At 71.6% G+C, this 24147-nt stretch carries 22 protein-coding genes and 1 pseudogene; 12 read left to right on the forward strand and 11 right to left on the reverse strand.

Features of this window, described 5'->3' with window-relative positions:
* Positions 1-154: 154 nt before the first annotated feature.
* On the reverse strand, positions 155-1300 hold the full coding sequence (gene zapE, locus ACWD4O_RS01305) for a cell division protein ZapE (protein ID WP_451276226.1): 1146 nt from the start codon (positions 1298-1300) through the stop codon (positions 155-157).
* On the opposite strand from zapE, the gene ACWD4O_RS01310 reads away from it, so the two are divergent.
* From ACWD4O_RS01310 to msrB, 4 genes are all read left to right on the forward strand, one after another.
* Positions 1299-2159, forward strand: coding sequence for a pyrimidine reductase family protein (locus tag ACWD4O_RS01310; RefSeq protein WP_451276228.1), 861 nt, complete (start codon positions 1299-1301; stop codon positions 2157-2159). The genes zapE and ACWD4O_RS01310 overlap by 2 nt on opposite strands.
* Positions 2160-2389: 230 nt before the next feature.
* A complete protein-coding gene (locus ACWD4O_RS01315) occupies positions 2390-2863 on the forward strand; it encodes an indole-3-glycerol phosphate synthase (RefSeq protein WP_351907145.1) in 474 nt (157 codons plus the stop codon).
* 121 nt (positions 2864-2984) lie between these two features.
* On the forward strand, positions 2985-4370 hold the full coding sequence (murC, locus tag ACWD4O_RS01320) for a UDP-N-acetylmuramate--L-alanine ligase (RefSeq protein WP_451276230.1): 1386 nt from the start codon (positions 2985-2987) through the stop codon (positions 4368-4370).
* Between the two features lie 13 nt (positions 4371-4383).
* Entirely contained in the window at positions 4384-4794 is a 411-nt protein-coding gene (msrB, locus tag ACWD4O_RS01325; RefSeq protein WP_451276232.1) for a peptide-methionine (R)-S-oxide reductase MsrB, read from the forward strand.
* A gap of 113 nt (positions 4795-4907) precedes the next feature.
* Here the strand turns inward: msrB and ACWD4O_RS01330 are convergent, their stop codons facing one another.
* The 3 genes from ACWD4O_RS01330 to ACWD4O_RS01340 form a co-directional block, all read right to left on the reverse strand.
* Entirely contained in the window at positions 4908-5915 is a 1008-nt protein-coding gene (locus tag ACWD4O_RS01330) for a lysylphosphatidylglycerol synthase transmembrane domain-containing protein (protein ID WP_450945309.1), read from the reverse strand.
* 620 nt (positions 5916-6535) lie between these two features.
* Positions 6536-8041, reverse strand: coding sequence for a sensor histidine kinase (locus ACWD4O_RS01335; RefSeq protein WP_451276235.1), 1506 nt, complete (start codon positions 8039-8041; stop codon positions 6536-6538).
* A complete protein-coding gene (locus ACWD4O_RS01340; protein ID WP_451276237.1) occupies positions 8038-8730 on the reverse strand; it encodes a response regulator transcription factor in 693 nt (230 codons plus the stop codon). The genes ACWD4O_RS01335 and ACWD4O_RS01340 overlap by 4 nt, the downstream gene beginning before the upstream one ends.
* A gap of 152 nt (positions 8731-8882) precedes the next feature.
* Here ACWD4O_RS01340 and ACWD4O_RS01345 point away from each other — a divergent pair, with 152 nt between their 5' ends.
* The 3 genes from ACWD4O_RS01345 to ACWD4O_RS01355 are packed head-to-tail and all read left to right on the forward strand — an operon-like array spanning position 8883 to position 11686.
* The gene (locus tag ACWD4O_RS01345; RefSeq protein ID WP_451276239.1) at positions 8883-10220 is read left to right on the forward strand and encodes a ferredoxin reductase family protein; all 1338 of its coding nucleotides are present in this window, start codon (positions 8883-8885) and stop codon (positions 10218-10220) included.
* A 10-nt stretch (positions 10221-10230) separates the two neighbouring features.
* Entirely contained in the window at positions 10231-10950 is a 720-nt protein-coding gene (locus ACWD4O_RS01350) for an FMN-binding protein (RefSeq protein ID WP_451276241.1), read from the forward strand.
* A 22-nt stretch (positions 10951-10972) separates the two neighbouring features.
* Positions 10973-11686: an FAD:protein FMN transferase gene (locus ACWD4O_RS01355; RefSeq protein ID WP_451276719.1), complete on the forward strand. Its 714-nt coding sequence runs from the start codon at positions 10973-10975 to the stop codon at positions 11684-11686.
* 254 nt (positions 11687-11940) lie between these two features.
* On the opposite strand, the gene ACWD4O_RS01360 is transcribed toward ACWD4O_RS01355, so the two are convergent.
* A complete protein-coding gene (locus tag ACWD4O_RS01360; protein WP_451276243.1) occupies positions 11941-14118 on the reverse strand; it encodes an ArnT family glycosyltransferase in 2178 nt (725 codons plus the stop codon).
* Positions 14115-14972 (reverse strand): dolichyl-phosphate beta-glucosyltransferase, encoded by an 858-nt coding sequence (locus ACWD4O_RS01365; RefSeq protein WP_451276245.1) that lies wholly within the window; start codon positions 14970-14972, stop codon positions 14115-14117. Before ACWD4O_RS01365 ends, ACWD4O_RS01360 begins: the two co-directional genes overlap by 4 nt.
* Positions 14973-15173: 201 nt before the next feature.
* Between ACWD4O_RS01365 and ACWD4O_RS01370 the strand changes: the two genes are divergently transcribed.
* From ACWD4O_RS01370 to ACWD4O_RS01390, 5 genes are all read left to right on the forward strand, one after another.
* Positions 15174-15572 (forward strand): hypothetical protein, encoded by a 399-nt coding sequence (locus ACWD4O_RS01370; RefSeq protein WP_451276247.1) that lies wholly within the window; start codon positions 15174-15176, stop codon positions 15570-15572.
* Positions 15573-15657: 85 nt separating this feature from the next.
* On the forward strand, positions 15658-16812 hold the full coding sequence (locus ACWD4O_RS01375) for an ABC transporter ATP-binding protein (RefSeq protein WP_451276249.1): 1155 nt from the start codon (positions 15658-15660) through the stop codon (positions 16810-16812).
* Positions 16809-17555, forward strand: coding sequence for an ABC transporter permease (locus ACWD4O_RS01380; protein WP_451276251.1), 747 nt, complete (start codon positions 16809-16811; stop codon positions 17553-17555). Before ACWD4O_RS01375 ends, ACWD4O_RS01380 begins: the two co-directional genes overlap by 4 nt.
* Positions 17552-18220, forward strand: coding sequence for an ABC transporter permease (locus ACWD4O_RS01385; RefSeq protein WP_358804293.1), 669 nt, complete (start codon positions 17552-17554; stop codon positions 18218-18220). The genes ACWD4O_RS01380 and ACWD4O_RS01385 overlap by 4 nt, the downstream gene beginning before the upstream one ends.
* Before the next feature lie 46 nt (positions 18221-18266).
* Entirely contained in the window at positions 18267-18698 is a 432-nt protein-coding gene (locus ACWD4O_RS01390; protein WP_451276254.1) for a hypothetical protein, read from the forward strand.
* Here the strand turns inward: ACWD4O_RS01390 and ACWD4O_RS01395 are convergent.
* The 5 genes and pseudogenes from ACWD4O_RS01395 to ACWD4O_RS01415 all read right to left on the reverse strand — a co-directional run bounded on the left by ACWD4O_RS01395 (position 18658) and on the right by ACWD4O_RS01415 (position 23847).
* A pseudogene (locus tag ACWD4O_RS01395) lies at positions 18658-19147 on the reverse strand (RidA family protein). The gene ACWD4O_RS01390 and the pseudogene ACWD4O_RS01395 sit on opposite strands and share 41 nt — an antisense overlap.
* A gap of 62 nt (positions 19148-19209) precedes the next feature.
* Positions 19210-19809, reverse strand: a complete 600-nt coding sequence (locus ACWD4O_RS01400; protein WP_351909395.1) for a GTP-binding protein — start codon at positions 19807-19809, stop codon at positions 19210-19212.
* A complete protein-coding gene (locus ACWD4O_RS01405; protein WP_451276256.1) occupies positions 19796-20239 on the reverse strand; it encodes a DUF742 domain-containing protein in 444 nt (147 codons plus the stop codon). The genes ACWD4O_RS01400 and ACWD4O_RS01405 overlap by 14 nt, the downstream gene beginning before the upstream one ends.
* A 30-nt stretch (positions 20240-20269) precedes the next feature.
* The gene (locus ACWD4O_RS01410) at positions 20270-20746 is read right to left on the reverse strand and encodes a roadblock/LC7 domain-containing protein (protein ID WP_351909391.1); all 477 of its coding nucleotides are present in this window, start codon (positions 20744-20746) and stop codon (positions 20270-20272) included.
* Entirely contained in the window at positions 20743-23847 is a 3105-nt protein-coding gene (locus tag ACWD4O_RS01415; RefSeq protein WP_451276259.1) for an ATP-binding protein, read from the reverse strand. The genes ACWD4O_RS01410 and ACWD4O_RS01415 overlap by 4 nt, the downstream gene beginning before the upstream one ends.
* Between the last annotated feature and the right edge of the window lie 300 nt (positions 23848-24147).

Below are 24147 nucleotides of genomic sequence, written 5' to 3' on the forward strand. Positions count from 1 at the left end.
GTCCAGACCAACGGTTGGTCAATGACTGGTCAAGAAACACGGTAACCCTGCAAAGTTGTTTGCAGGGTTAACTGAGCGTTTCGAAAAGAAGTGCGCCTCAAAAGAGGGGGTGATCTGGCGCGAACCGACCCTTGACCCGAGCTGTGACGATCCGTCAGCGAGGCTCGACGAGCCGCTTGGCGTCGCGGGCCAGCGCGGTGAGCCGGGAGATCGCCCGGAAGTACTTCTTGCGGTACCCGCCGTTCAGCATCTCCTCGCTGAACAACTGGTCGAAGGGGAGCCCGGAGGCCAGGACCGGGACCTCGCGGTCGTAGAGCCGGTCGGCCAGGACCACCAGCCTGAGGGCCGTGGACTGGTCGGGCACCGGCGCCACGTCCGTGAGACAGACCGCCTTCAGGCCGTCCGTCAGCGCGCCGTAACGGCTCGGGTGGACCTTGGCGAGGTGCTCCAGCAGGTGCGGGAAGTCGTCGAGCGAGGCGCCCTCGGTGGCGTACGCCGCCTTCGCCACCTGTTCGTCCGAGTACGGCGCCGGCGCCTCGGGCAGGCCGCGGTGGCGGTAGTCCTCGCCGTCGATGCGCAGCGCGCGGAAGTGCGCCGACAGACCCTGGATCTCACGCAGGAAGTCGGCGGACGCGAACCGGCCCTCGCCGAGCTTGCCGGGCAGGGTGTTGGAGGTGGCGGCGAGCGCGACGCCGGCGTCGACCAGCTTGCCGAGCAGCGTCGAGACGAGAACGGTGTCGCCGGGGTCGTCCAGCTCGAACTCGTCGATGCACAGCAGACGGTGTCCGGAGAGCGTCCGCACCGTCTGCTGGAAGCCGAGGGCGCCGACCAGGTTGGTCAGCTCGACGAAGGTGCCGAACGCCTTGAGGGCGGGCTCGGCCGGGGTGGCGTGCCACAGGGACGCCAGCAGGTGGGTCTTGCCGACGCCGTAGCCGCCGTCCAGGTAGACGCCGCGCGGCCCGGCGGGCGCCTTGGGCGCCTTCGCCCTGCCGAAGCCGAGAAACCCCCGTTTGGCGGTGCCCGTGGCGTGCGCCCCGCCCAGTCCGGCCGCGAAGTCGTCCAGGACGCCCACCGCCGCGGTCTGGCTGGGCTGGTTCGGGTCCGGGAGGTAGGTGCTGAAACGGACCGAGTCGAAGCGCGGCGGCGGCACCATCTCCGCGACCAGCCGGTCCGCGGGGACGTGCGGCTGACGGGCGCAGAGGGACACGGGGGCCGCGTCGGCTATCGGGCTGAGGCCGGGGGCGGGGGAGGAGGACGACACGGTTCCCCATGCTACGGGGCGTGCCAGACTGCCTGGCATGCGACGGCTGTTCCCTGTGACCGACCAGACAGTCCAGACCGTGACGACCGACCCCGGCGGGAGGCCGCTCGGGGCCCCCGGCGAAGGGGGTGGCGAGGGAGGCGGCACGCGAGACGGCACGGCCCTCGGCCGTGAGTGGAGCCTCGACGAGCTCGCCGACGCCTACGCCTACCCGGAAGCCCCGCCCGGGGAGCCACAGCCCTGGCTGCGCGCCAACATGGTGTCCACGCTCGACGGCGCCGCCCAGCACGACGGGCGCTCGCAGCCCATCTCCACCGCTGCCGACATGCGGATCTTCGGCACGCTGCGAGGGCTCGCGGACGTGGTGGTCGTCGGCGCGGAAACGGTACGGCTGGAGGGCTACCGTCCCGCACGCGCGCGTGCGGAGTTCGCCGAGCGGCGCGCGGCGGCCGGGCAGGGGCCCGCGCCCGCCGTCGCGGTGGTCACCGCAGGCCTCGACCTGGACTTCTCGCTGCCGCTCTTCACCTCGCCCCTGGTCCCCACCCTGCTCCTCACCGGCGCCGCGGCCCCTCCCGACCGGGTCGCGGCCGCGGAGAAGGCCGGCGTGCGGGTGGTGGTCGCCGGAGACGGCACGGGCGTGGATCCGGCCCGCGCCGTCCTGGCCCTCGCCGGGCTCGGGCACACCCGGCTGCTGACCGAGGGCGGGCCACGGCTGCTGGGGCAGTTCGTCGCCGCCGGGGTACTGGACGAGCTGTGTCTGACCCTCTCCCCGATGCTCGTCGCCGGCGACGCACAGCGCATCGCGGGCGGGCCGTCGGTCGCGGTTCCGCGGCGGTTCGCACTGGCGTCCCTGCTGGAGGAGGAGGGTTTTCTGTTCGGCAGGTACCGGCGACCGTGATGCCGAAATGCGTTCGACGATGCCGAAATGGGTTTGACCGATATCACTGGTCCTGAAATCAGCGGAATCAGTGGAATCGGCGGAATCGATCGTTCCGTTTAGCTTCCGACGGGCACACTAAATCTCGCAGTCCCCGTGCGAGCACGGGGAAGGATGGTTTCCGCAGGGCCGCGGAACGGCCCACGGAGGAGAGAGGGCCACGGGGGTCCTCGAAGGAGAATGGGGCGCTGGTGTTCACAAGCGTTTTGATGATCGAGAAGGCCCTGACGTCCGCCGACGTGGAGTTCGTCAGCACCTTGCACGGGGAGGAGCCGGTCTCCTTCCACGTGCTGCTCCAGCCGCGGGGCGACCAGGCGGACCGCCTGCTGCGGGCCATCGACGACGTGGCTCTGGGCGAGCTGGACGAGGCGGCGCGCGAGCGGGAGACGCCCGAGGGGGACGAGGCCAAGGGGTTCGGCGAGCGGGCCCTGGCGGTGTCCCTCCAGGCGTTGCAGGCGGCGGGCCACGACGCGGTGGGGCGGCTCGTCGAGGACCATCCGCTGGACGCGTTGAAGTCCCTGGTGGCGGAGGTCGGGGCGGACGAGGTGATCGTGCTGACCGATCCCCACTACGTGGAGGAGTTCTTCCACCGGGACTGGGCCTCGCGGGCCCGGCACAAGGTGGGGGTGCCGGTGCTGAAGCTGTTCTCGCACAGCAAGGCCTAGCGGGCCCCGCGGTCGCGGGCGGCCGGCCGCGGCGTTCCCCACGCCCCTGGGGAGGCGCGGCGGGCCCGACCCCATAGGCTGGGGCGCGTCCACCGTCGTAGCGCACCCTGGAGACACACGCATGGCACCCGGCCTTCCTACCGCCATGGACCGACCGCACTTCATCGGCATCGGCGGGGCCGGGATGTCGGGGATCGCGAAGATTCTGGCTCAGCGCGGCGCGAAGGTGGCCGGCAGCGACGCCAAGGAGTCGGAGACCGCGGCGGCGCTGCGGGCCCTCGGCGCGACCGTGCACATCGGACACGCCGCCGAGCACCTGGCCGACGACGCGAGCTGTGTCGTCGTCTCGTCGGCGATCCGCGCGGACAACCCGGAGCTGGCCCGCGCGGCCGAGCTGGGCGTCCCCGTCGTCCACCGCTCGGACGCGCTCGCCCGGCTGATGGACGGCCTGCGTCCGATCGCCGTCGCCGGCACCCACGGCAAGACGACCACCACGTCCATGCTGGCCGTGTCGCTGTCCGAACTCGGTCTCAACCCCTCGTACGCGATCGGCGGCGACCTGGACGCGCCCGGTTCCAACGCGCTGCACGGCGAGGGCGAGATCTTCGTCGCCGAGGCGGACGAATCGGACCGCAGCTTCCACAAGTACGCCCCCGAGGTCGCCATCGTCCTCAACGTGGAGCTCGACCACCACGCGAACTACGCCTCGATGGACGAGATCTACGCATCGTTCGAGACCTTCGCCGGCAAGATCGTGCCCGGCGGCACGCTGGTGATCACCGCCGACCACGAGGGCGCGCGGGAGTTGACGCGGCGCGTCGAGGGCGTGCGGGTGGTGACGTACGGGGAGGCCGAGGACGCCCACGTGCGCGTGCTGTCCGTCGTCCCCCAGGGGCTGAAGAGCGAGGTGACCGTCCTGCTGGACGGACGCGAGCTCACCTTCACGGTCTCCGTGCCCGGCCGCCACTACGCGCACAACGCCGTCGCCGCGCTCGCGGCCGGCGTCGCCCTGGGCGTCCCGGCCGCCGAACTCGCCCCCGCCCTGGCCGCGTACACGGGCGTCAAGCGCCGGCTGCAGCTCAAGGGCGAGGAGGCGGGGGTCCAGGTCATCGACTCCTACGCCCACCACCCGACCGAGATGACGGCCGACCTGGAGGCGATGCGCGCGGCGGTCGGCGACGCCCGCATCCTCGTCGTCTTCCAGCCGCACCTGTTCTCCCGGACGCAGGAACTCGGCAAGGAGATGGGCGTGTCCCTGGCCCTGGCCGACGCCTCCGTCGTCCTCGACGTCTACCCCGCGCGCGAGGACCCGATCCCGGGCGTGACCAGCGAGCTGATCATCGCCGCGGCCCGGGCGGCGGGCGCGGACGTGACGGCCGTCCACGACAAGGACGAGGTGCCGTCCGTGATCGCGGGAATGGCGAAGGCCGGTGATCTCGTTCTCACCATGGGCGCGGGTGACGTGACGGACCTGGGCCCGCGCATTCTGGACCGTCTTTCCCAGTGAGGGGCTGAGGCTCATGCCGTACGACGTCGAAAAGCCGGACGAGAAGTGGCGGGCGGAGCTGACCCCGGCCGAGTACGCCGTCCTGCGCGGGGCCGCGACCGAGCCCGCGTTCACCGGTGAGTACACCGACACCAAGGCCGAGGGCGTCTACTCCTGCCGGGCCTGTGGCGCCGAACTGTTCACCTCCGACACCAAGTTCGACTCCCACTGCGGCTGGCCGTCGTTCTTCGACCCGAAGGACAGCGACGCCGTCGAGCTGATCGAGGACCGCACGCACGGGATGGTGCGCACCGAGGTGCGCTGCGCCCGATGCGGCTCCCACCTCGGGCATGTGTTCGCCGGTGAGGGCTACCCGACCCCGACCGACCAGCGGTACTGCATCAACAGCATCTCGCTGCGCCTGGCGGCGGACGGCGAGGGCTGAGGAAGAGGGCTGCCGGGACGGACGGGGCGGCCGGGTGTGACGGCCGGGGTGGCCGGGGCGGCCAGGGGTGACGGCCGCCGGGGCGGCCGGGGGTGAGCGCTGTCGGCGGCGGGCTACAGCTGCTTGCGCTGCACCATCGCCGACAGCACCAGCATCCCCGGCGCGAGCGGTACCCAGACCGTCAGCACCCGGTAGCCGATGACCGTGGCCGTGGCCAGGGGCAGCGGGGTGCCGTAGCCGGCCAGGGTGAGCACCAGGGCCGCGTCGACCGGGCCGATGCCGCCCGGCGCGGGCACGGCCCCGGCCGCGGTGCTCGCCGCCAGGAACGCGAAGAGCAGCTGCGCCCAGGACAGGGGCAGGCCCAGCGCCGTCCCCACGGAGGCCACCACGCTCGCCTGGATCAGCGGCGCCGCGACCGCTCCGCCCCACAGGGGGAGGAAGCGGGAAGGACGGGTGTGCAGCTGCCGGACGTCGGTGAGGGCCGTACGGACGAAGTCCAGGGCGGGGCGGCGCAGCGGCCGTGCGACGGTGAGCAGCGCCGCGAGCGCCGTGGGGGCCAGCAGCAGTCCCGCGGCGGCCAGCAACAGCGTCCGCCCCTGCGGGAGGAGCGCGGAGGGCGGTACGGCGGTGGGGGCGGCGAGCAGGAAGATCAGCACCACAGGTGTTTTCGCCACGGCCCTGACCAGGGAGTACAGGGCGATCGAGGCCGTCGCGCGGGGCAGCGGGATGCCCTGGCACTGCAGGAACCGGACGGTGACCGCGTGGGCGCCGATGCTCGCGGGCAGCACATGGTTCGCGGCGCCCGCGGCGATCTGGGAGGCCACCAGGGGGCCCGGCGGCAACCGGTCCAGGACCGCGCCCTGGCGGACACAGGCCGCGGCGACCGCGCCCAGGTAGGTGAACAGGAGGCCGACCAGCAGCCACCACGGGTCGGCGGTGGCCAGCCGGGCGACGCCGTCACGGACCGCATGCCAGTCGATGGCCGCCCACACCGCGAGCAGCAGGATCGGGAGCAGGCCGAGAGCGCGGCGGCCGGCGGAGGAGATCAGGGGGCGTCTGCGGTCGTCCGCGCGTGGGGGTGGGGGCGGGGCCGCGGGTTCGTCGAGGGGCAGCAGGGACACGGCGCACGTCGTCCTTCCGCGTCGTGACCGCGCGCGGCGGCTTGACGGATCGGGGGCGAGCTGGGGAGGGGACGGGGGAGTGGTTCCCCTCCGGTGTGACGGTGCGGTGTCCGGAAGCCGACGGAGTGCGGGCCGAAGGGCGACCGCGATGCGGTGGGGCGGGGCAGGCGCGGGGGAGGTGCGGTGGGGCTGTGGGATTTCTGCCCGTGCCCCTCGAAGTTCATCCCGGACGGCCCCCGAGGTTCACCCGGCCCGCAGTAGCGTCGGTCCTTTCGGCCAGGGCCCTTTCGGCTCGGCGCGCTGCGGCGGGTCGCCGTGGGAACGGCGGCCGGTGCGGCCGCGGCGAGCAGTGGCTGTCGCGGCGGGGGCGGACGGCGGTCGTCGGCGCGGGGCGCGGCGGTCGCCGCCGCGGGGTGCAGGGGCCGTCGTCGCCCGGCAGTGGGCTGCGGGCAGAGGGCTGCGGGCAGTGGGCCGTGCGTGGTGGGCTGCCTGCGGTGGGTTGTGGGGCGGCGCGCAGCGGGCGGCGCGCGATGTGCAGTGGGTCGCTTGGCGGTGAGGCGCGGCGTCAGGTCGTCGACGTCCGGTGAGGGTGGGCGGGCGGCCGGGGCGCGCTGCCGCCTTCAGCGCGTCGACGCCGACGCCTCGCCGGGGGCCGTCCGTGCGCCGCCTGCGTCCGTCGGCCGGCCCGCGGACGGGCCCAGCGGCAGTGTCACCGTGAAGACCGTGGCCGTTGTCGTGGCGTCCAGCTCCAGCGAGCCGCCGTGTGCCCGCACCAGGGAGCGGGCGACCGACAGGCCGAGGCCGCTGCCGCCGCGGTCGCGGCTGCGGGCCTTGTCGACGCGGTAGAAGCGGTCGAAGACCCGGTCGCGGTCCTCGGGCGGGATGCCGGGACCGCGGTCGCAGACATGCACCCGCGCCGTGCCCGACGAGACGGCGACCTCGACGCGGACCGGGGTGCCGGCCGGGGTGTGCACGGCCGCGTTGGTGAGGAGGTTGTCCAGGACCTGGCGGATGCGGTGCGGGTCCATCCGCAGGGGTACGGCGGCCGGGGCCGGGCCCGGGGACACCGTCAGCGGATGGCCGGGATGGCTCGCGCGAAACGCGTCGGCGGCCTGCTCGACCAGCTCCACCAGGTCGGCGTTCTCCATCCGCAGCGGTGTCTCCACCTCGGCCGCGTCGAGACGGGCCAGGAGCAGCAGGTCGTCGAGGAGGACGCCCATCCGCGCGGCCTCGGCGCGCAGCCGGGCCAGGTGCTTGTCCCGCTCCTCGGGCGCGTTGGCGGCCGCGTACTGGAAAAGGTCCGCGTAACCGCGTACCGACATCAGCGGCGTGCGCAGCTCGTGCGAGGCGTCGGCGACGAAACGGCGCAGACGCTGCTCGGCCTGGGCGCGCACGGCGAGGGAATCGTCGATGTGCTCCAGCATCGTGTTGAAGGCCGTGCGCAGCTCCTCCACCTCGGGGCCGCCGCCGGGGGCGTCCGCGCGCAGGTGCAGCCGGGACGCCGACTCGGTCAGGTCGTGCGAGGCGATGCCGTGCGCGGTGTGCGCCATGTCGCTGAGCGGTTTCAGACCACGTTTCAGCATCCGTCGGCCGAACACCACGAGTGCCAGCAGGGCGAGGCCGAAGGCCACCACCTGCGTAGTGATCAGCCGGCGCACGGTGCCCTCGATGTTCCCCGTCGGCGCGGCGCTGACCAGCACCACACCGGGCGAGACCTCGCAGGCGCGCAGCAGGTAGTCGCCCTCGCCGTCGATCCGGACGGTCCGGGTGACCTCGCTGGTGGAGTTCTCCATGTGCTTGGCGAGGGCGGTCAGCGCCGTGGTGTCCGCGGGCACGTCGGCCGGCTTGCGCAGCACGGCAGAGCCCGCGGAGACGTCGTACACGGCCGTGTACCAGCCGTAGTACGGCTTGCGCTCCACGACGCCGTGCGCCTTGGCGTCCTTGGACTGCACGACCTGCACCAGCTTGATCTGGTCACGCAGCTGATGGTCCAGATAGTCACGCATGTACATGGTCAGTGTGGCGCCGACCACGGCGAACACGACCAGCGACAGCGCGCCCAGACCGAGGGCGAGCCGCGTGCCGAGCCGCAGTCTGCGGTACGCCTGCCAGAAACGGCGGATCACTCGGCCGCCTGCCGGAGGACGTATCCGAAACCGCGTACGGTCTGGATCAGCGGGTCGTCGCCCGTCGCGTCGAGCTTGCGCCGCAACCGGCTGACGACCAGCTCGACGACGTTGGAACGACCGCCGAAACCGTATTCCCACACGTGATCGAGGATCTGCGCCTTGGTCAGCACGGTCGGGGACTTGCGCATCAGATAGCGCAGCACCTCGTACTCGGTGGGCGTGAGCGTGAGGAGTTTTCCGTCGCGCCGGACCTCCCGGGTGTCCTCGTCCATGGTCAGATCCGCCACCCGCAGCACGGAACGCTGGAAACCGGGTCCTGAGCTGCGTCGCAGCACGGTCCGCAGCCGGGCCATCAGCTCCTCCACCGCAAACGGTTTCACCAGATAGTCGTCCCCGCCGCGGGTCAGCCCCGCCACACGGTCGGCGACCCCGTCGCGCGCGGTGAGGAACACCACGGGCACCATCGTCCCGGTGTGCCGCAGCCGGTCGAGCACGCCGAAGCCGTCGATGTCGGGCAGCATCAGGTCGAGCACCACGATGTCAGGATGGAAGTCGGCGGCGCGGCGCAGCGCCTCCTCACCCGAGTTCGCGGTGACCGCGTTCCAGCCCTCGTAGCGGGCGACCGTCGCCACGAGATCGGCGATCGGCGGGTCGTCGTCCACGACGAGGAGTCGTACTTTTTCCACCCGCCCATAGTGCGCCACCCACCCCGAAGCGCCAGACCCGCGTCTCGCGTGCGCGCGGATCGATAAGATCTTGAAAGTTGTACGACAGGAAAACGACAGCAAAGCACGGACAAGCTACGTGTTCTGAGGACCCGATCTAGGAGTTTCCGTCCGTGACGACCGTCCAATCGCCTCCCGTCCCCCCCACGGCGATACGTCCCAAAGTAGTGGCCCGCACGGGCCTGTACGCCGTGCTGGCCGCGAACGCGGCCGTCGTGACCCTCTTCGCAGTCCAGGCGGGCTTCGCTTCCAACACGCTCGTCGTGATCGGCCGGTTCGCCGGCCTGTACGCCGCCCTGCTGATGGCGTTCCAGCTGCTGCTGGTGGCCCGGCTGCCCTGGCTGGACCGCCGCATCGGCATGGACCGGCTGACCAACTGGCACCGCTGGACCGGCTTCGGTCTGCTGTGGACGCTGGTCGGCCATGTGGTGTTCATCACCTTCGGTTACGCCGAGTCCTCGTCGATGAATCCGGTGAGCCAGCTCGTCGACCTCGCCGAGACCGTCGAGGGCGTGCTGCGCGCCGCCGTCGCGATGGTGCTGATCCTGGTCATCGGCGGCGTCTCCGCTCGCTGGGCCCGCCGTCGCCTCGCCTATGAGACCTGGCACTTCATCCACCTGTACACGTACGTCGCGGTGGTGCTGGCCTTCACCCACCAGGTCGCGGTCGGCACGACCTTCACCGCTTCCTCTGCCGCAACCGCTTACTGGTACGGGGTGTGGGGCGTCGCCCTCGGCTCGGTGCTCCTGGGCCGGTTCGTCCTGCCGCTCTGGCGGAACTGGCGCCATCAGCTGCGCGTCGAGGCGGTCGTGCCCGAGGCGGACAACGTCGTATCCGTTTACATCACCGGTCGTGACCTGGACCGGCTGCCCGCCCGGGCCGGCCAGTTCTTCCTGTGGCGGTTCCTGACCAAGGACCGCTGGTGGCAGGCGAACCCCTTCTCCCTGTCGGCCGCGCCCGACGGCACCCGGCTGCGGCTGACCGCGAAGGCGGCCGGCGACGGCTCCGCGGGCCTGCGCCACATCAAGCCCGGCACCCGCGTCTTCGCCGAGGGCCCCTACGGCGCCTTCACCGCGATGCACCGCACCCGCCCGGAGGCCCTGCTCATCGCCGGCGGCGTCGGCGTCACCCCGATCCGGGCGCTCCTGGAGGAGATCCACGGGCACGCGATCGTCATCTACCGGGTGGCGGGCGAGCGGGACGCCGTCCTCTACGACGAGCTGCGCGACCTCGCGCTCGCCAAGGGCGCCGAACTGCACCTGGTCACCGGGCCGCCGGTGCCCGACCGGCTGGCGCCGCGCGAACTCGTCGCGCTCGTGCCGGACATCGCGGAGCGGGACGTCTTCCTGTGCGGTCCGCCGCCGATGATGAACGCGGTCCTGGGCACCCTGCGCGAGCTCGACGTGCCCAAGCCGCAGATCCACTTCGAACGCTTCAGCCTGGCGGGATGAGAGAGACGACGTGAAGCGAGCAATACCTGTCCTGGTCCTCTCCGTGGCGGGCCTGATCCCGATCTGGCGCTACGAGCCGTCGACCGGGACGACGTCCAGCAGCGAGGCCGCCTCGACGCCCTCCGTGTCCTCCTCCACCTCGTCCTCGGGATCGACCACCTTCAGCGGTACGACCGTGACCACGGAGAAGGGCGACGTCCAGGTCCAGGTGACCTACGACGGCGACAAGATCACGGCTGTGAAGATGCTGAAGCAGCCGAATCACCCGCAGACGACGGCCGCCGTGCCGAAGCTCATTGCGGAAACGCTTACGGCGCAGAGCGCGGACATCGACACCGTTTCCGGCGCGACGCTGACCAGCGACGGATACAAGGAGTCCCTCCAGGCCGCCATCGACGCACAGGCGGCAGCCGCCTCGGCGTCTCCTTCGGCTTCTGCTTCGGGCTCGGCCTCCGCGTCCGCCGCGGCCTCGCAGACCGTGGCGGGCTCGACCGTGAACACCGAGAAGGGCGACGTCCAGGTCCAGGTCACCTTCGAGGGCGACAAGATCACGGCTGTGGAAATGCTGAAGCAGCCGAACCACCCGCAGACGACGGCCGCTGTGCCGAAGCTCATTGCGGAAACGCTTACGGCGCAGAGTGCGGACATCGACACCGTTTCCGGCGCGACCATCACGAGCGACGGCTACAAGGAGTCCCTCCAGGCCGCCATCGACGCGAACGGCGCCTGACGTGCACCGCGTCGAACACGTCATGGGGTTCCCGGTCTCGCTGCGGGTCGACGACACCGTCGTCCGCGACGAGACCGGGGACGCCGTGTTCGCCTGGCTGCGCGAGGTCGACGCACGGTTCAGCCCGTTCAAGGCCGACAGCGAGGTGTCCCGGTACGGCCGGGGCGAGCTGTCGGCCGACGAGCTGAGCGCCGACCTCGTGGAGGTCCTCGACATCTGCGAGCGCTACCGGGCGGCCACCGGCGGCGCCTTCGACGTCCGGCTGCCCGGACGCGGCCTCGACCCCTGCGCGGTGGTCAAGGGCTGGTCCGTGCAGCGGGCGGCGGAGCTGCTGACCGGGGCCGGGATCGGCCGGTTCTGCCTCAACGCCGGCGGCGACGTGGTCGTCTCCGGCGGCCCCTGGCGGGTCGGCGTACGGCACCCCGAGATCGCCGACAAGCTGTGCACCGTCCTCGATCTCACCGACGCGGCGGTCGCGACCTCCGCGCGTTACGAGCGCGGCGACCACATCCTCGACGGCCGCACCGGCCGTCCGGCCACCGGCCTCGACAGCCTCACCGTCGTGGCCCCGACCCTGACCGAGGCCGACACCGTCGCCACGGCCGCCTTCGCCATGGGCGCGGAGGGCGTCGAGTGGGCGGCGGCGCAGAACGGCTGCGAGGTGTACGCCGTACTGCCCGGCGGGCGCGTGCTGCGCACCGGGGGTTTCCCGACGGCGGCGGCAGCGGCCGCATGAGCGTCGAGGCGGGTGTCCTGGGAGCGGCCCTCTGGCTTCTCGGCTGGGGCGCGACGCTCGTCGCCTGGACATCGGGACGAGGACACCGACCGTCCGCCCGCCGCCGACGGTGCGGCTGAACGGCTTGGGGTTTCCTGCCTGTTTCCGCGCTGGTCGGACTTCTCGCGGACGTGGAAAACGCATCGAGGGCGGGCCGCCGGCTTCACCGGCGGCCCGCCCTTCGCGTGTGTACGGACTGTCCCGTACGAGGTTTCTCAGCTGACGTCGGACGCGTCCAGGCGGTAGAGACCGCTGTAGTCGGACACGGCCGTGCCGTTCGCCTTGACCCAGGTCGAGATCTCGGAGTTCGAGGAGCCCTGGCCGCTGTCGCTGACGACGATGTAGTGCAGCTTGCCCGCCTTCACGAGGCTCTTGAGCTTGGCGAGCGTCATCGCGTTGTCGCTGCCGGACCAGCCGCCCATCGAGATGACCGGCTCACCGGACTCCAGGATGATCGAGGAGGCCGTCTGGTCGGTGGCCACCGCCACCAGCCAGGTGGCGCCGTCCTGGTTCTTCTCCAGGTACGTGATCATCGCCGACGACACCTGGGTTCCGCCGCCCATGCCGCCGCCGGTGCGGCTGTCGGTCGCACCGGACTCGGTCGAACCCGACTCCGCGGTACCGGACTCGGTCGTGCCCGACTCCGTCGCACCGGACTCCGCCGAGCTGCCGCCGGTCGTCGAGCTGTCACCGCTCGTCGAGTCGCCGCTGTTCGACGGCGGCTGGCCCGTCTCCTGGCCGTCGCCCGAACCGCTCTGCGCCGCACCGGAGTTGGTGCCCGGCCCGCCGGTCGTGCTGCTGGGTCGCTGACCACCGCCACCGCCCATGCCGCCCCCGCCCATACCGCCGCCGGTGCTCGGGCCGGCCGTCGGGTTGGTGCCGTTGGTGCTGGAGCCGGCCGCCGAGGCCGAGTAGGCGGCCGGACCGGCGAGCAGCGCCACGACCGCCGCCAGCGCCGCGACGCCCATCAGCCGCTGCCGCTTCGTGAACCGGCCGACCAGCAGCCCGATCACCGAGGCGGCTCCCGCCACACCGGTCACGACCTCGGCGACCGTGTACAGCGTCCCGGAGCCGGAGACCCGCTGGAGCAGGACGACCGCCCAGACCGAGCTCGCCGCGATCGCGGCCGGCAGCACCCAGCCCCACTTGGCCGCGGAACCGTCGCGGAAAGCGTTGTAGAGCATCACGCCGCCCGCGCCGGCCAGCGCCGCGATGCCGGGAGCCATGGCGGTGACGTAGTACGGGTGGAAGGTGCCCTCGGCGAGCGCGAAGGTCAGATAGTGGAGGACGAACCAGCCGCCCCACAGCAGCAGCGCGGCGCGCCGGGCGTCCGTACGGGGCGCCCGGCCGCGCAGGACGAGCCCGACCACGAGCGCGATCGCCGCGAAGGGGATCAGCCAGGAGATCTGGCCGCCCATGATCTCGTTGAACATCCGGTACAGGCCCGCGTCGCCGCCGAAGCTCGCGCCGTTGCCCTGCGAGCCCACCGACGAACTCGCCCCGAAGATACGGCCGAAACCGTTGTAGCCGATGACCAGGTCCCAGACCGTGTTGTCGGTCGAGCCGCCGATGTATGGCCGGGACGAGGCCGGGATCAGGTCGACGACCACCATCCACCAGGCGCTGGAGACGACCAGCGCGACCGTGCCGACCGCCAGATTGCGGATGCGCCTGCCCAGCGAGCCGTGCGCGGCCCACAGATACACCAGGAAGAAGACAGGCAGCACCACGTACGCCTGCATCATCTTCGTGTTGAACGCGAAACCGATGGCGACGCCCGACCACACCAGCGGCATCAGCCGGCCGGTGCGCACGGCTTTCAGCAGTGCGGCCGCGCCCAGCAGCATCAGGAAGACGAGGATCGGGTCCGGGTTGGTGTCCCGGGTGATGGCGACCGTGATGGGGGTGAGCGTCAACGCCAGCGCGGAGATCGTCCCCGCCACGGCGCCGAAGTCCCGCTTGACCAGCCGGTAGAGAAGCGCGACGGAACCGGTTCCCACGGCGACCATCGGCAGCATCAACTGCCAGGTGCCGTATCCGAAGACGCGGGCGGACAGGCCCATCACCCACAGGGCGAACGGCGGTTTGTCGACCGTGATGAAGCTGCCGGCGTCCAGGGCGCCGAAGAAGAACGCCTTCCAGCTCTTGGTGCCGCTGTAGACGGCAGCGTCGTAGAAAGTGTTACCGGTGATCGAGGAGAGGTTCCAGGCGTAGAGGGCCGTGGCCAGGACGAGGATCGCCCAGAGCGCCGGGCGGGCCCAGCGGGGGTCGTCGGGGGCTCCGGTGAACAGACGCTTGGCGCGGGAGGCGGGTCCGCCGTCGGCAGGCGGCGCCGCCCGGTGGCGGGGGCCGTCCTCCTGGACGGGGACGGGCGGCGGGGCGAGGGTCGTCATGACGCGTACTCCAGGTGGGTGGTCGCCCCGGTGGACAGGACGGCGGAGGAGGCGGTGCGTGCGGCCGGCACCTGGGGGGTGCGGACGCGGCGGGGCACGGCGGGAATCCGGGTGCGGCCGGTGAGGGTGGAGCGGAGCATCCGGCCCATGCCCTTGAGGTCGTCCACGGCCGTGCGGACGATGTCGACCCGGCTGTCGGGGTCGTCGGTCCAGTCGACCGGCACCTCGTGGACACGGAGTCCGTTGCGCTGGGCCAGGACCAGCAGTTCGGTGTCGAAGAACCAGGCGGTGTCCTCGATGTGCGGGGCGAGCGCGCGGAAGACGTCGGCGCGGACGGCCTTGAAGCCGCACTGCGCGTCGGAGAAGCCGGCGCCGAGGCCGGCCTTCAGCAGCAGGTTGTAGGAGCGGGACACGAACTCCCGCTTGGTGCCCCGGACCACGGCCGCCTGGCGGTGCAGCCGACTGCCGATGGCGAGGTCGCTGTGGCCGGAGAGCAGCGGAGCGACCAGGGGGAGGAAGGCCTCCAGGCCCGTCGACAGGTCCACGTCCATGTACGCGACGACGTCGGCGGTCGACCGGTTCCACACGTGTTTCAGGGCGCGGCCCCGGCCCTTCTGCTCCAGCCGCATGGCGTGCACGTGCGGGAGACGGAGGGTCAGGTCGGTCGCCACGTACCAGGTGCGGTCGGTGCTGGCGTTGTCCGCGATCGTGATGCGGAACGGGAACGGGAAGGACTCTTCGAGGTATGCGTGGAGACGGCCGATGCTGTCGGCGAGGACGTGTGCCTCGTTGTACACCGGCACCACGATCTCGACCGACCGCTGCCGGACGCCTCCCGCGTTCGTTTCGTTCATGGCCATGACGATCGGGGCCGTGTCTGGGGGATCCCTGAGCCGGTCCTGAGGGAAGAGTGAGAATCAGCGGACTCACAGGTTGCGCACAGAACGGATCGCGGGGACGGGAGGGGCCGAGAGGGAGGGGCTGAGGGAGGGGCTGAGAGGAAACAGAAGGAAACCGCTTCGCCCGGGGGACGGGGCCCGTGGTCAACTGCGGGCATGAGTCTGACGAGCGAGGTCTTCCTGGTGCGGGAGGACGGCGACCTCGACATCCTGACCGGGGAGCGGGACGACCGTCCCGACGGCATGGACCTGGCCGGGCCGGAGTCATGGCGCACCACGGTCTGGGGATCACCGGCCGTGCAGCGGATCGGCGCACGGTTCCTGCCGGCCCTGGTGAGCGTGCACAACAGCGATGTCGTCGGCCCGGCGGAGATCCCCGCCTTCCTCGCCGAACTCGCCCTGGTATGCACCCATATGGAGCGGTTGGCCGCGGACACCTGCCCGCCCGACCGGACGGCCGAGCAACACGCCCTGCACCTCACCGGCCGGCTGAACGGCATCGAGGCGAGCGCCCGGTACGCCCAACGGGTCGGCGGCGGACTGTTGATCTGGTAACCGGTTTAGACTCTCCCCGCAACGGCCCGAACTCGCGTGGTCGAGCGTGGGCAGAACTTGCCAGACCCGAAGGGTATTCGGCGTTTTGATACGGATAGATTCAGTCACCAAGCGATACCCGGACGGCACGGTGGCGGTCGACCGGCTCTCTCTCGACATTCCGGACCGTGCGATCACTGTCCTCGTCGGCCCCTCGGGCTGCGGCAAGACGACCACCCTGCGGATGATCAACCGGATGGTGGAGCCCAGCGAAGGCTCGATCCTCATCGACGGCGTCGACAGCCGTCAGCAACCGGTGAACACTCTGCGCCGGTCCATGGGTTACGTCATCCAGAACGCCGGACTCTTCCAGCACCGCACGATCGTCGACAACATCGCCACCGTGCCCCGGCTGCTGGGCTGGAGCAAGGACAAGGCCCGCGCGCGGGCCCGGGAGCTGATGGAACGCGTCGGGCTCGACGCGTCGTTCGCCAAGCGTTACCCCTATCAGCTCTCCGGCGGTCAGCAGCAGCGCGTCGGCGTGGCCCGGGCGCTCGCCGCCGATCCGCCGGTGCTGCTGATGGACGAGCCGTTCTCCGCCGTCGACCCCGTCGTCCGCAAGGGCCTGCAGGAGGAACTCCTGCGCATCCAGTCGGAGTTGGGCAAGACGATCGTCTTCGTCACGCACGACATCGACGAGGCCGTCAAGATCGGCACGATGGTCGCCGTGCTGCGCACCGGCGGCCGGCTCGCGCAGTTCGCGCCGCCCGCCGAGCTGCTGTCCGACCCCGCCGACGCGTTCGTCGAGGACTTCCTCGGCGCCGACCGGGGCATCCGACGCCTGTCGTTCTTCTCCTCGGCCGGCCTGGATCTGCTCACCGCTCCGATCGTCGCGGTCGACGCCACCGCCGAGCAGATCGCCGCTCGCGCTGCGGCAGAAACCCCTTACCTCCTCGTTACCGGCCTGGACGGCCGTCCGCTCGGCTGGAGCGAACCCGGTGAGCTGACGGCCGGACGGGTCGACGCCGACCGACTGCTGCCGTACGGGCGGCCGTTCGTCGCCGGGCAGGACTCGCTGCGGGCCGCGCTCGACTGCGCCGTTCTGTCGCCCACCGGCTGGGCGGTGGCCGTGGACGCCGAGGGACGGGCCGCCGGAGTCGTCTCGCAGGCGGCCATCGGCGAGGCCATCCGGGGCGCTCACGCGGCAGGCCGCGAGGAACAGCAGGACAGCGGGAAGTCCGCCCAGAAGGTCGCCCGGTGAACCGCTTCTTCGACATCCCCAGCGACCTCCAGCACGACTGGTTCGGTCTCATCGGGCTGCATCTGCGCGAGGCCCTGCTGCCGGTGCTGGGCGGGCTGCTGCTCGCGCTCCCGCTGGCCCAGCTGTGCGTGCGGCTGCGCTGGCTGTACCCGCCCGTGCTGTGGGTGACGACCGTGCTCTACGCCATCCCGTCCCTGGCCTTCTTCGTCGTCCTCATCGACTACACGGGGCAGACCGAACTGACGGTGATGATCCCGCTCACGATCTACACCCTGGTCGTGCTGGTCCCGGCGATCGTCGACGGCGTCCGCTCGGTGCCGCAGGAGACCCTGGCCGCCGCGACCGCCATGGGCTTCGGCCCCGTACGCCGTTACCTGCAGGTCCAGTTGCCGATCGCGGTGCCCGCCATCATCGCCGGTCTACGGGTGGCCACCGTGTCCAGCATCAGCCTGGTCAGCGTCGGCATGCTGATCGGCAACCAGGGCGCGCTCGGCAACCTGCTGCACGACGCGCAGATCTACAACCGGCCGGAACTCGCCTGGAACTCCGTGATCACCAGCGCGGCTCTGGCGGTCCTGGCGGACGCCGCGCTGGTCGGCCTCCGCATCCTGCTCACCCCCTGGATGCCGAGCGGCACGGGCGGCACGGGCGGAAAGGGCGGAGCGGGCGGCGGAAAGTCCAAGCCCGCCGAGGGCCGACGGCCCGATCCGGCCGTGCCCGCCCTGGAGGACGCAGCCCGGTGAACGTACTCAATTTCGTAAACGCTTTCTTCAACGACAGCGCGCACTGGCAGGGCTATGACGGAATCCCCACCCGCCTGTGGGAACACGTCCAGTACTCCCTGGAAGCGCTCGCCCTCGCGGCGGTGATCGGGCTGCCGATCGGTCTGGTGACCGGTCACTACGGGCGTGGCGGAAACGTCCTCTCGCTGGTCGCCACCGCCGGCCGGGCACTGCCCACCTTCGGTCTGCTCGTCGTGACGACCATCGTGCTCGGGTTCGGCATGCTGCCCGTGATGATCCCGCTGGTCGTCCTCGCCGTCCCGCCGATCCTGGTCACCACCTACGAGGCGATGCGCTCCGTCGATCCCTCCCCGGTCGACGCCGCTCGGGGCATGGGCATGCGCGAGTCCGACATCCTGCTGCGGGTCGAACTGCCCGTCGCGCTCCCGATCATCCTCGGCGGTCTGCGCTCGGCGGCCATCCAGATCGTCTCCACAGCCACGATCGCCGCGTACGTCAGTCTCGGCGGCCTCGGTCGCTACATCGTCGACGGCCTCTACCAGCACGACTACGAGAAGGTCGTGGGCGGCGCCACCCTGGTCGCCGGCCTGGCCCTCGCCACGCTCGCGCTGTTCTGGGGGGCGACGAAGCTGACGGTGTCGCCGGGAGTGCGGAGGAGCAACTAAGGGCCGTCCAGGCTGCATTCGTACTGCTGTCGGCTACTCTGCCCACGTGGCCGATGAGGAAGTGGACAGTGGGGCCGGCCCGGTCCGGCCGCGTCCGTGGGACCTGGCGGTGTCCACCGTCCTGATGGAACTCGTCGGCCTCGCCTTCGCCGGGATCGTCACCCTGGTGACATGGCCGTTCGGGTGGTTGCCCGACCCCGGTCTCCTCCTCTTCACCACCGGCATGTTCGCCGTCTGGCCTGCGGCGGAGTCGTACCGCGCGGGGCCGCCGCGCCGGCGTGCGATCGGTATCGCCCTTCTGACGCTGGTCACGGCGACCCTGCTCGGGGCAGCGGCGGTGAACTGGGCCTTTCCGGCGCTGGACGACGCCGACATCGGCATCCTCGTCGGCAGTCTGCTCGCGGCACCCGTCGGCGCGGCCGTGCTGGCCCGGTCGCTCAACGGGGCGACGGTGACAGGGCCCGGATCCGAGGAGTAGGCCGGACGGCGATCGCGTCGACCTCGAAGAGCATGCCGGGCAGGGCCAGCGCGGCGACTCCGCTCAGGGTCCGAGCGGGCAACCGGTTACCGAAACGGGAATGCAGGGCCTTGCCGAGCGTCTCGAGCTTGCCGGGGTCGTGGTCGACGATGAACGTGCCCAGCCGCACGACGTGCTGGAGTCGTAGACCGACGCCGGCCGGCGCCGACTCCAGCCGGTCGAATGCCGGTTCCACCTGGGCGGCGAAGTCGCCGGGAACAGGGGGCGCCGGATGCGTCCGAGGCGTACTGCCCGGCGAGGAAGACGAGTTCACCCGGGGCCGACACGGCATGGCTGTAGCCGAAGGACGTGGGGTTGTGCAGGGCGGGCGGGTCGGTGATCGTACGGCCGTCGTCGCCGTCGTCGTCGCCGTCCTGAATGTCGTCGTAACCGCTTTCGTCGTGGCTCATGACGGGGACAACCCGGGTGCGAGGAACGCCATTCGCCCCCCGGCACCCGAGTCCTGTTCTCCTCAGCCTTCCGAGCGTGCCAGTGCCTGTTCCAGCACGACGAGCAGAGCGTCCCGTACCGAGCCGCGCTCGCGGGCGTCGAAGACCAGGAGCGGGACGCCGTCCGACACGTCGAGGGCCCAGCGGACCTCGTCCAGCGTGTGCGCGACATGACCGTCGAAAGCGTTTACGGCAACGGCGAACGGGATCTGCTTGTGCTCGAAGTAGTCGACGGCGGCGTAGCAGTCGTCGAGACGGCGGGTGTCGACGATGACGAGTCCGCCGATCGCGCCCTCCACGATGTCGTCCCACATGAAACCGAACCGCTCCTGTCCGGGGGTGCCGAACAGATACAGCTTCAGGGTGGGGTCGATGGTGATGCAGCCGAAGTCCATCGCGACCGTGGTGGTGGTCTTGCGCGGGGTGTGGCTGAGGTCGTCCACCCCGGCCGCGACCTCGGTGATGGCCGCTTCGGTGGTCAGCGGCTCGATCTCGGAGATCGAGCCGACGGCGGTGGTCTTGCCCACGCCGAAGCCGCCCGCGATCACCAGTTTCACCGGCAGCGGCGGCCGTACGGCGGCCTGCCCGGCCGAGGTGCGGACCAGCGGTTCAGTCGGTGTCACGGAGTACCCCCCGGGAGTCGGGGATGGCCCGCAGGCCATCGATAACCCTGCGCAGAACGGATGCGTCGTGGGTGACGCCGGAGTCGGGCACGTGCACCGAGAGCTGCCCCGCCGCCCGCAGGTCCTCGGCGAGAACCCGCACCACGTTCAGGTGCAGCCGCAGCCTGGCCGCGATCTCCGCGATCGACTGCGGCACACGGCAGGCGGCGACGATGTCGTGCTGTTCGAAGGAGAGCCGGCCGAGCGCGGCGAGCCCGTCGGCGGTGGCCACCAACTGGGTCTCCACCGGCATCGTCCGGCCGGACGCCGCCTCGCCGGCGCCGCCCGCCACCCGGCCGGCGGTGACCAGGAACGGCCGGACCGCGGGCGCGGGGCCGACGGGGGCGACGCCGTCCTCGCCTGCCCCGCGCGGGGTACGGCCGTCCGCCATCGGAAATCGCTTTCTCTACGGTTGCACGCGTCAACGCGTACGCGTGGCGCCGACGCTGTTCTTGAGTTCCAGGACGAGCTGCGGGCTGAGCGCGCTGCCGGCGCGGTTGGCGAACACCGTCATCTCGTAGGCGATGTTGCCCAGCTTCGCCTCCTTGTCGGTGACCACGCCGAGCACGGCGCCGCTGCCGATCGCGGAGACCAGGACGTGACCGCCCTCCAGGTCGATGATGACCTTGTTCAGTCCGCCCAGGCCGTAGTTGCCGGAGGCGCCGGCGGCCAGGCTGGTGATGCCGGAGACGATCGCGGCCAGCCGCTCGGAGTCGGCGTGCTCGCGTAGCTCCGACACGGCGATCAGCAGCCCGTCGGAGGACACCGCGATGGCGTCCACGACGCCTGCGGTCTCGATCGCGAAACGGTTGAGCAGCCAGGAAAAGTCCGCTGCGGCGGCCCGCAGATCGGTCGGCTTGGCGTCTCCGGCGGGAGTCTCACCTGTCGACGTGCTCACTGCTCGGCTCCTTCCGGAAGGTGGTTCTGGTGGTGCGTGGTGTCCCGGACGGTGATCGGATCGGTGATCAGGTCGGTCCGGTCGGACGACGAGTCGGACGGCTGCGTCCGCTCGGTCCGGTCGGCCCGGTCGGGGTGCTCGTCGGGACGGTGGTCGCGCCGGCGGTCGTTCCGGCGAGCGATGGGGCCTTCGGAGAGGCCGTCGGTGGGGCCGTCGGTGGGGCCGTCGGCGAGGCGCGGGTGCTCACCCGTGTCCCCACCGGTGTCACGGTGCGCACGGGCCACGGCCGCCTCGAACTCGTCCAGCGCACTGCGGACGGCGTCCGCGTCGGCGGGGCGGGGGGCCTGCCGTGCCGCCTGCTGGGCGGCGGCGTCGACGGTCGTCCGCAGCGTGGCCCCGCGGACGCGGCGGCGGAGGGGACGGGTGCCGTCGCCGCCGAGCGGTGCCGGTTCGGCGGAGCGGTCGGCGCCGTCTGCCGCGCGCGGTTCCGACCCACGGGTGGGGAGCCCGGGGCGGCCTGCGGAGCCGCCGTCGTGGCCCGCCGTCGTGGGGGCGTGGGGCTCGGGCGTACGGGCGTTCGCCTCGGGTCCGTCCTCCGCGCGGGCGTGGAGCGTCGGCTCGGCCGTGCGGGGTGCCGGGATGCCCGGTCCGGCCGGATGCGTGCGGGCCGCGGGGCTCGCAGCGTCATCGGCCGGGGCCGAGGCCGAGGCAGGGACGGGGCTGTCCGGCTCGGCCGCGGCGGTCGGTGCTTCGGGCCGGCCCGGGGCGGCGAGGGCCTCGGACTTCGCCGTACGGGTCGAAGCACCGGCCGCGGCCGTGGCGGAGTCCGTCGTAGCCGAACGGGCCGTAGCAGAGTGGGCCGTGGCCGAGTCGGTCGTCGGGTTGTCGTCGGTGGTGGCCGCCGGGGTGAGAGGGGCCTCCGTGTCCCGGTCGGCGGGGGACGGGTCGCGGCGGGGCACCCTGCGGGGGAGCGAGTTCGGGTCGTCCTCGCTCGTGGCCCAGGACGGGACCGAGGAGGACGGGGAGGGGCCGGCCGCGGGAGCCGACGGGGCGGCGAGTGCGGCGGAGGCGAGGGAGGACGGCGGGGCGAGAGGCGCGGGCTTGCCCGCCGGGCCGACCTCGCTCATCGTCAGGAGCAGGGTCGAGGGGATCAGCACCTCGGCCGTCACACCGCCGCCCGGGGTGCGGGACAGGGTGACGTCGACGTCCCAGCGGCGGGCGAGCGCGCCGACCACGAACAGACCGAGCACCTTCGTCGGGACGAGGTCGAGGCGTTCGCGGCGCACCAGACGGGCGTTCTCCTCGGCGAGGCGCTCGACGCTCATGCCCAGGCCGTGGTCGGCGACGGTGATCGACGCGCCGTCGGCGTCGGTGCCGACGACCACCTCGACCGGGCTGCCCTCGGGCGAGAACGACACGGCGTTCTCGAGGAGTTCGGCGATCATCAGCGTCAGGTCGCCGATGATGTCGGGCTCGACCATGGTCTCGGTCGCGGCCCGCAGCTGTACCCGCTGGAAGCCTTCGATCTGGCCCAGCGCGGCGCGTACGACGTTGGTGAGGGCGGTCGGGCCGCCGTCCAGGACGGTCTCGCGGATGCCGGCCAGCAGCATCAGGCTGTCGGCGTTGCGGCGCAGACGGACCGCGATGTGGTCGATGGAGTAGAGACGCTCCAGCAGCGCCGGGTCGGTCTCGCCGCGCTCCACCGCGTCGATCAGCGCAAGCTGGCGGGTCGTCAGGTTGCTGACGCGGCGGCCGACGTTGCCGAACATCTCGGCGACGTTGCGCCGGCTGAGCACCTGGCGCTCCAGCAGCGCGGCCGCGGTGGTCTGCACGTTGTTGAAGGCCTCGGCGAGTTCACCGATCTCGTCGTCCGCGGTGACCGGGAGTTCACGCAGCCGCGGGGGGCCGGACTCCTCGGCGTCGTCGTCGGCGACCCGGGCGAGCTCGCGACCGGCGACGTCCGCGACCTCCTGGGCGGCGCCGGTCAGCGCCAGCACCGGGCGGACCACGGAGCGGCGGACCAGGATGGAGAAGGCGATCCAGAGCGCGAAGCCGATCAGGGCCAGGTTCAGCAGCAGGCCGACGCGCCACTGGGCGCTGACCGAGGCGTCGTCGGCGCGGTCGGCGATCTGGTCGATGAGCGAGGTGGTGATCTGCAGCCGGGTGCCGGCCTGCGCGCTGTAGTCGGGGTAGGAGGCGATGGCCGTCCGGAACGCCCTGCGGATGTCGGCCGTCGACTCGGCCTGCAGGGCGCTGGGATCGACGGCCAGTTCGGCGAAGTGCCGGCCGATGGAGGCCTGCGCGGCGTTGTGCTCGATGTCGCCGAGCTTGTCGGACTGCGCGTCCGTGGCGAACCGGTCGAACCGCTGGGCCTGGTAGGTGTACAGCTCGTACGAGCCGACCGCGCCGGTGAACTCGATGAGCGCGTTGCTGTCGCCGGTGCGGGCGGAGAACACGCCGGTCTCGTAGGCGCCGTGGGCGGCGTCGGCGCGCAGCAGCGAGTCGAGCAGGTTGCCGGTGAAGGTGGTGGCCAGCGCGGAGTTGCGGTCCAGGCCCAGGCCGTCGATGAGGCCGTTGGCGGCGCCGGAGTACGCGGGGTCGATGTTGTCGGCGGGTAGATAGCCCTGCTCGATCGTGGAGCGCAGTCCGCTCAGGCCCTCGATTTCCCGCAGGGCCTGCGCCTCGGTGTCCGGCAGTCGGTCGCCGAAGGTGCGGACCACCTTCTTGACCTGGGCGTCCACGGCGAGTTGCGCCTGCCGGTACCCGTCGGTCGAGGGGGTGCCGCCGTCCAGGGACGCCTCGTGCCGCACGGAGAGCAGGATGGCCTGCTGGTGTTCGTTCTGCAGTTCGGAGACGAGCTGGGCCACCTGGGCACTGTCACGCACCAGTTGCGCGGAGTCCTCCGCGCGGTTGGACTCCTGCACCAGGTCGACGATGAGATACGTCAGCAGCAGGGCGATCACCGCGAGCGGGATACCGACGAGTACGTTCAGCTTGCGCTGGAAGGGCCATCGGTCCGCGAAACCTCGCAGACTCCGACGCACGGACGACGGCGCCGAGGGTGCCGACCGGGCGGGCGCGTCCACCTCTTTCGTGGACACCGGGCCTCCTTCAAAAGGGCGTTGCAGGCGTGCAGGGGGTGCTGCATGCGTGCCGTTTTCCTGCTGTTTCCTGCACGCAAGTGTCCGAAAATCAATGACACCGGAGTGGCCCCCGTACACCGCTGTGGCCGACGCCGACTGCTGTGGCGGACGCCAACTCCGGCGACACTATCGCCTATTCGAACGGTCGAGCGCGTCGCCCTACGTCAAGAATCGATTACGAAGCGGCATACGAGGGCCTGCTGGGGGCCTCCGGAGGAGTACACAGGTGATCTCCCGATCCGCACGCAAGTGATCACG

The organism is Streptomyces sp. NPDC002623, assembly GCF_053592635.1.

Excerpts from the sequence above, each read along its gene's own strand:
- ACWD4O_RS01355 (WP_451276719.1), top strand. The coding sequence starts at position 10,973 with ATGGGGTTCCCGGTCTCGCTGCGGGTCGACGACACCGTCGTCCGCGAC.
- ACWD4O_RS01360 (WP_451276243.1), bottom strand. The coding sequence starts at position 14,118 with ATGACGACCCTCGCCCCGCCGCCCGTCCCCGTCCAGGAGGACGGCCCC.
- ACWD4O_RS01365 (WP_451276245.1), bottom strand. The coding sequence starts at position 14,972 with ATGAACGAAACGAACGCGGGAGGCGTCCGGCAGCGGTCGGTCGAGATC.
- zapE (WP_451276226.1), bottom strand. The coding sequence starts at position 1,300 with ATGCCAGGCAGTCTGGCACGCCCCGTAGCATGGGGAACCGTGTCGTCC.
- msrB (WP_451276232.1), top strand. The coding sequence starts at position 4,384 with ATGCCGTACGACGTCGAAAAGCCGGACGAGAAGTGGCGGGCGGAGCTG.
- ACWD4O_RS01405 (WP_451276256.1), bottom strand. The coding sequence starts at position 20,239 with ATGGCGGACGGCCGTACCCCGCGCGGGGCAGGCGAGGACGGCGTCGCC.
- ACWD4O_RS01310 (WP_451276228.1), top strand. The coding sequence starts at position 1,299 with ATGCGACGGCTGTTCCCTGTGACCGACCAGACAGTCCAGACCGTGACG.
- murC (WP_451276230.1), top strand. The coding sequence starts at position 2,985 with ATGGCACCCGGCCTTCCTACCGCCATGGACCGACCGCACTTCATCGGC.
- ACWD4O_RS01370 (WP_451276247.1), top strand. The coding sequence starts at position 15,174 with ATGAGTCTGACGAGCGAGGTCTTCCTGGTGCGGGAGGACGGCGACCTC.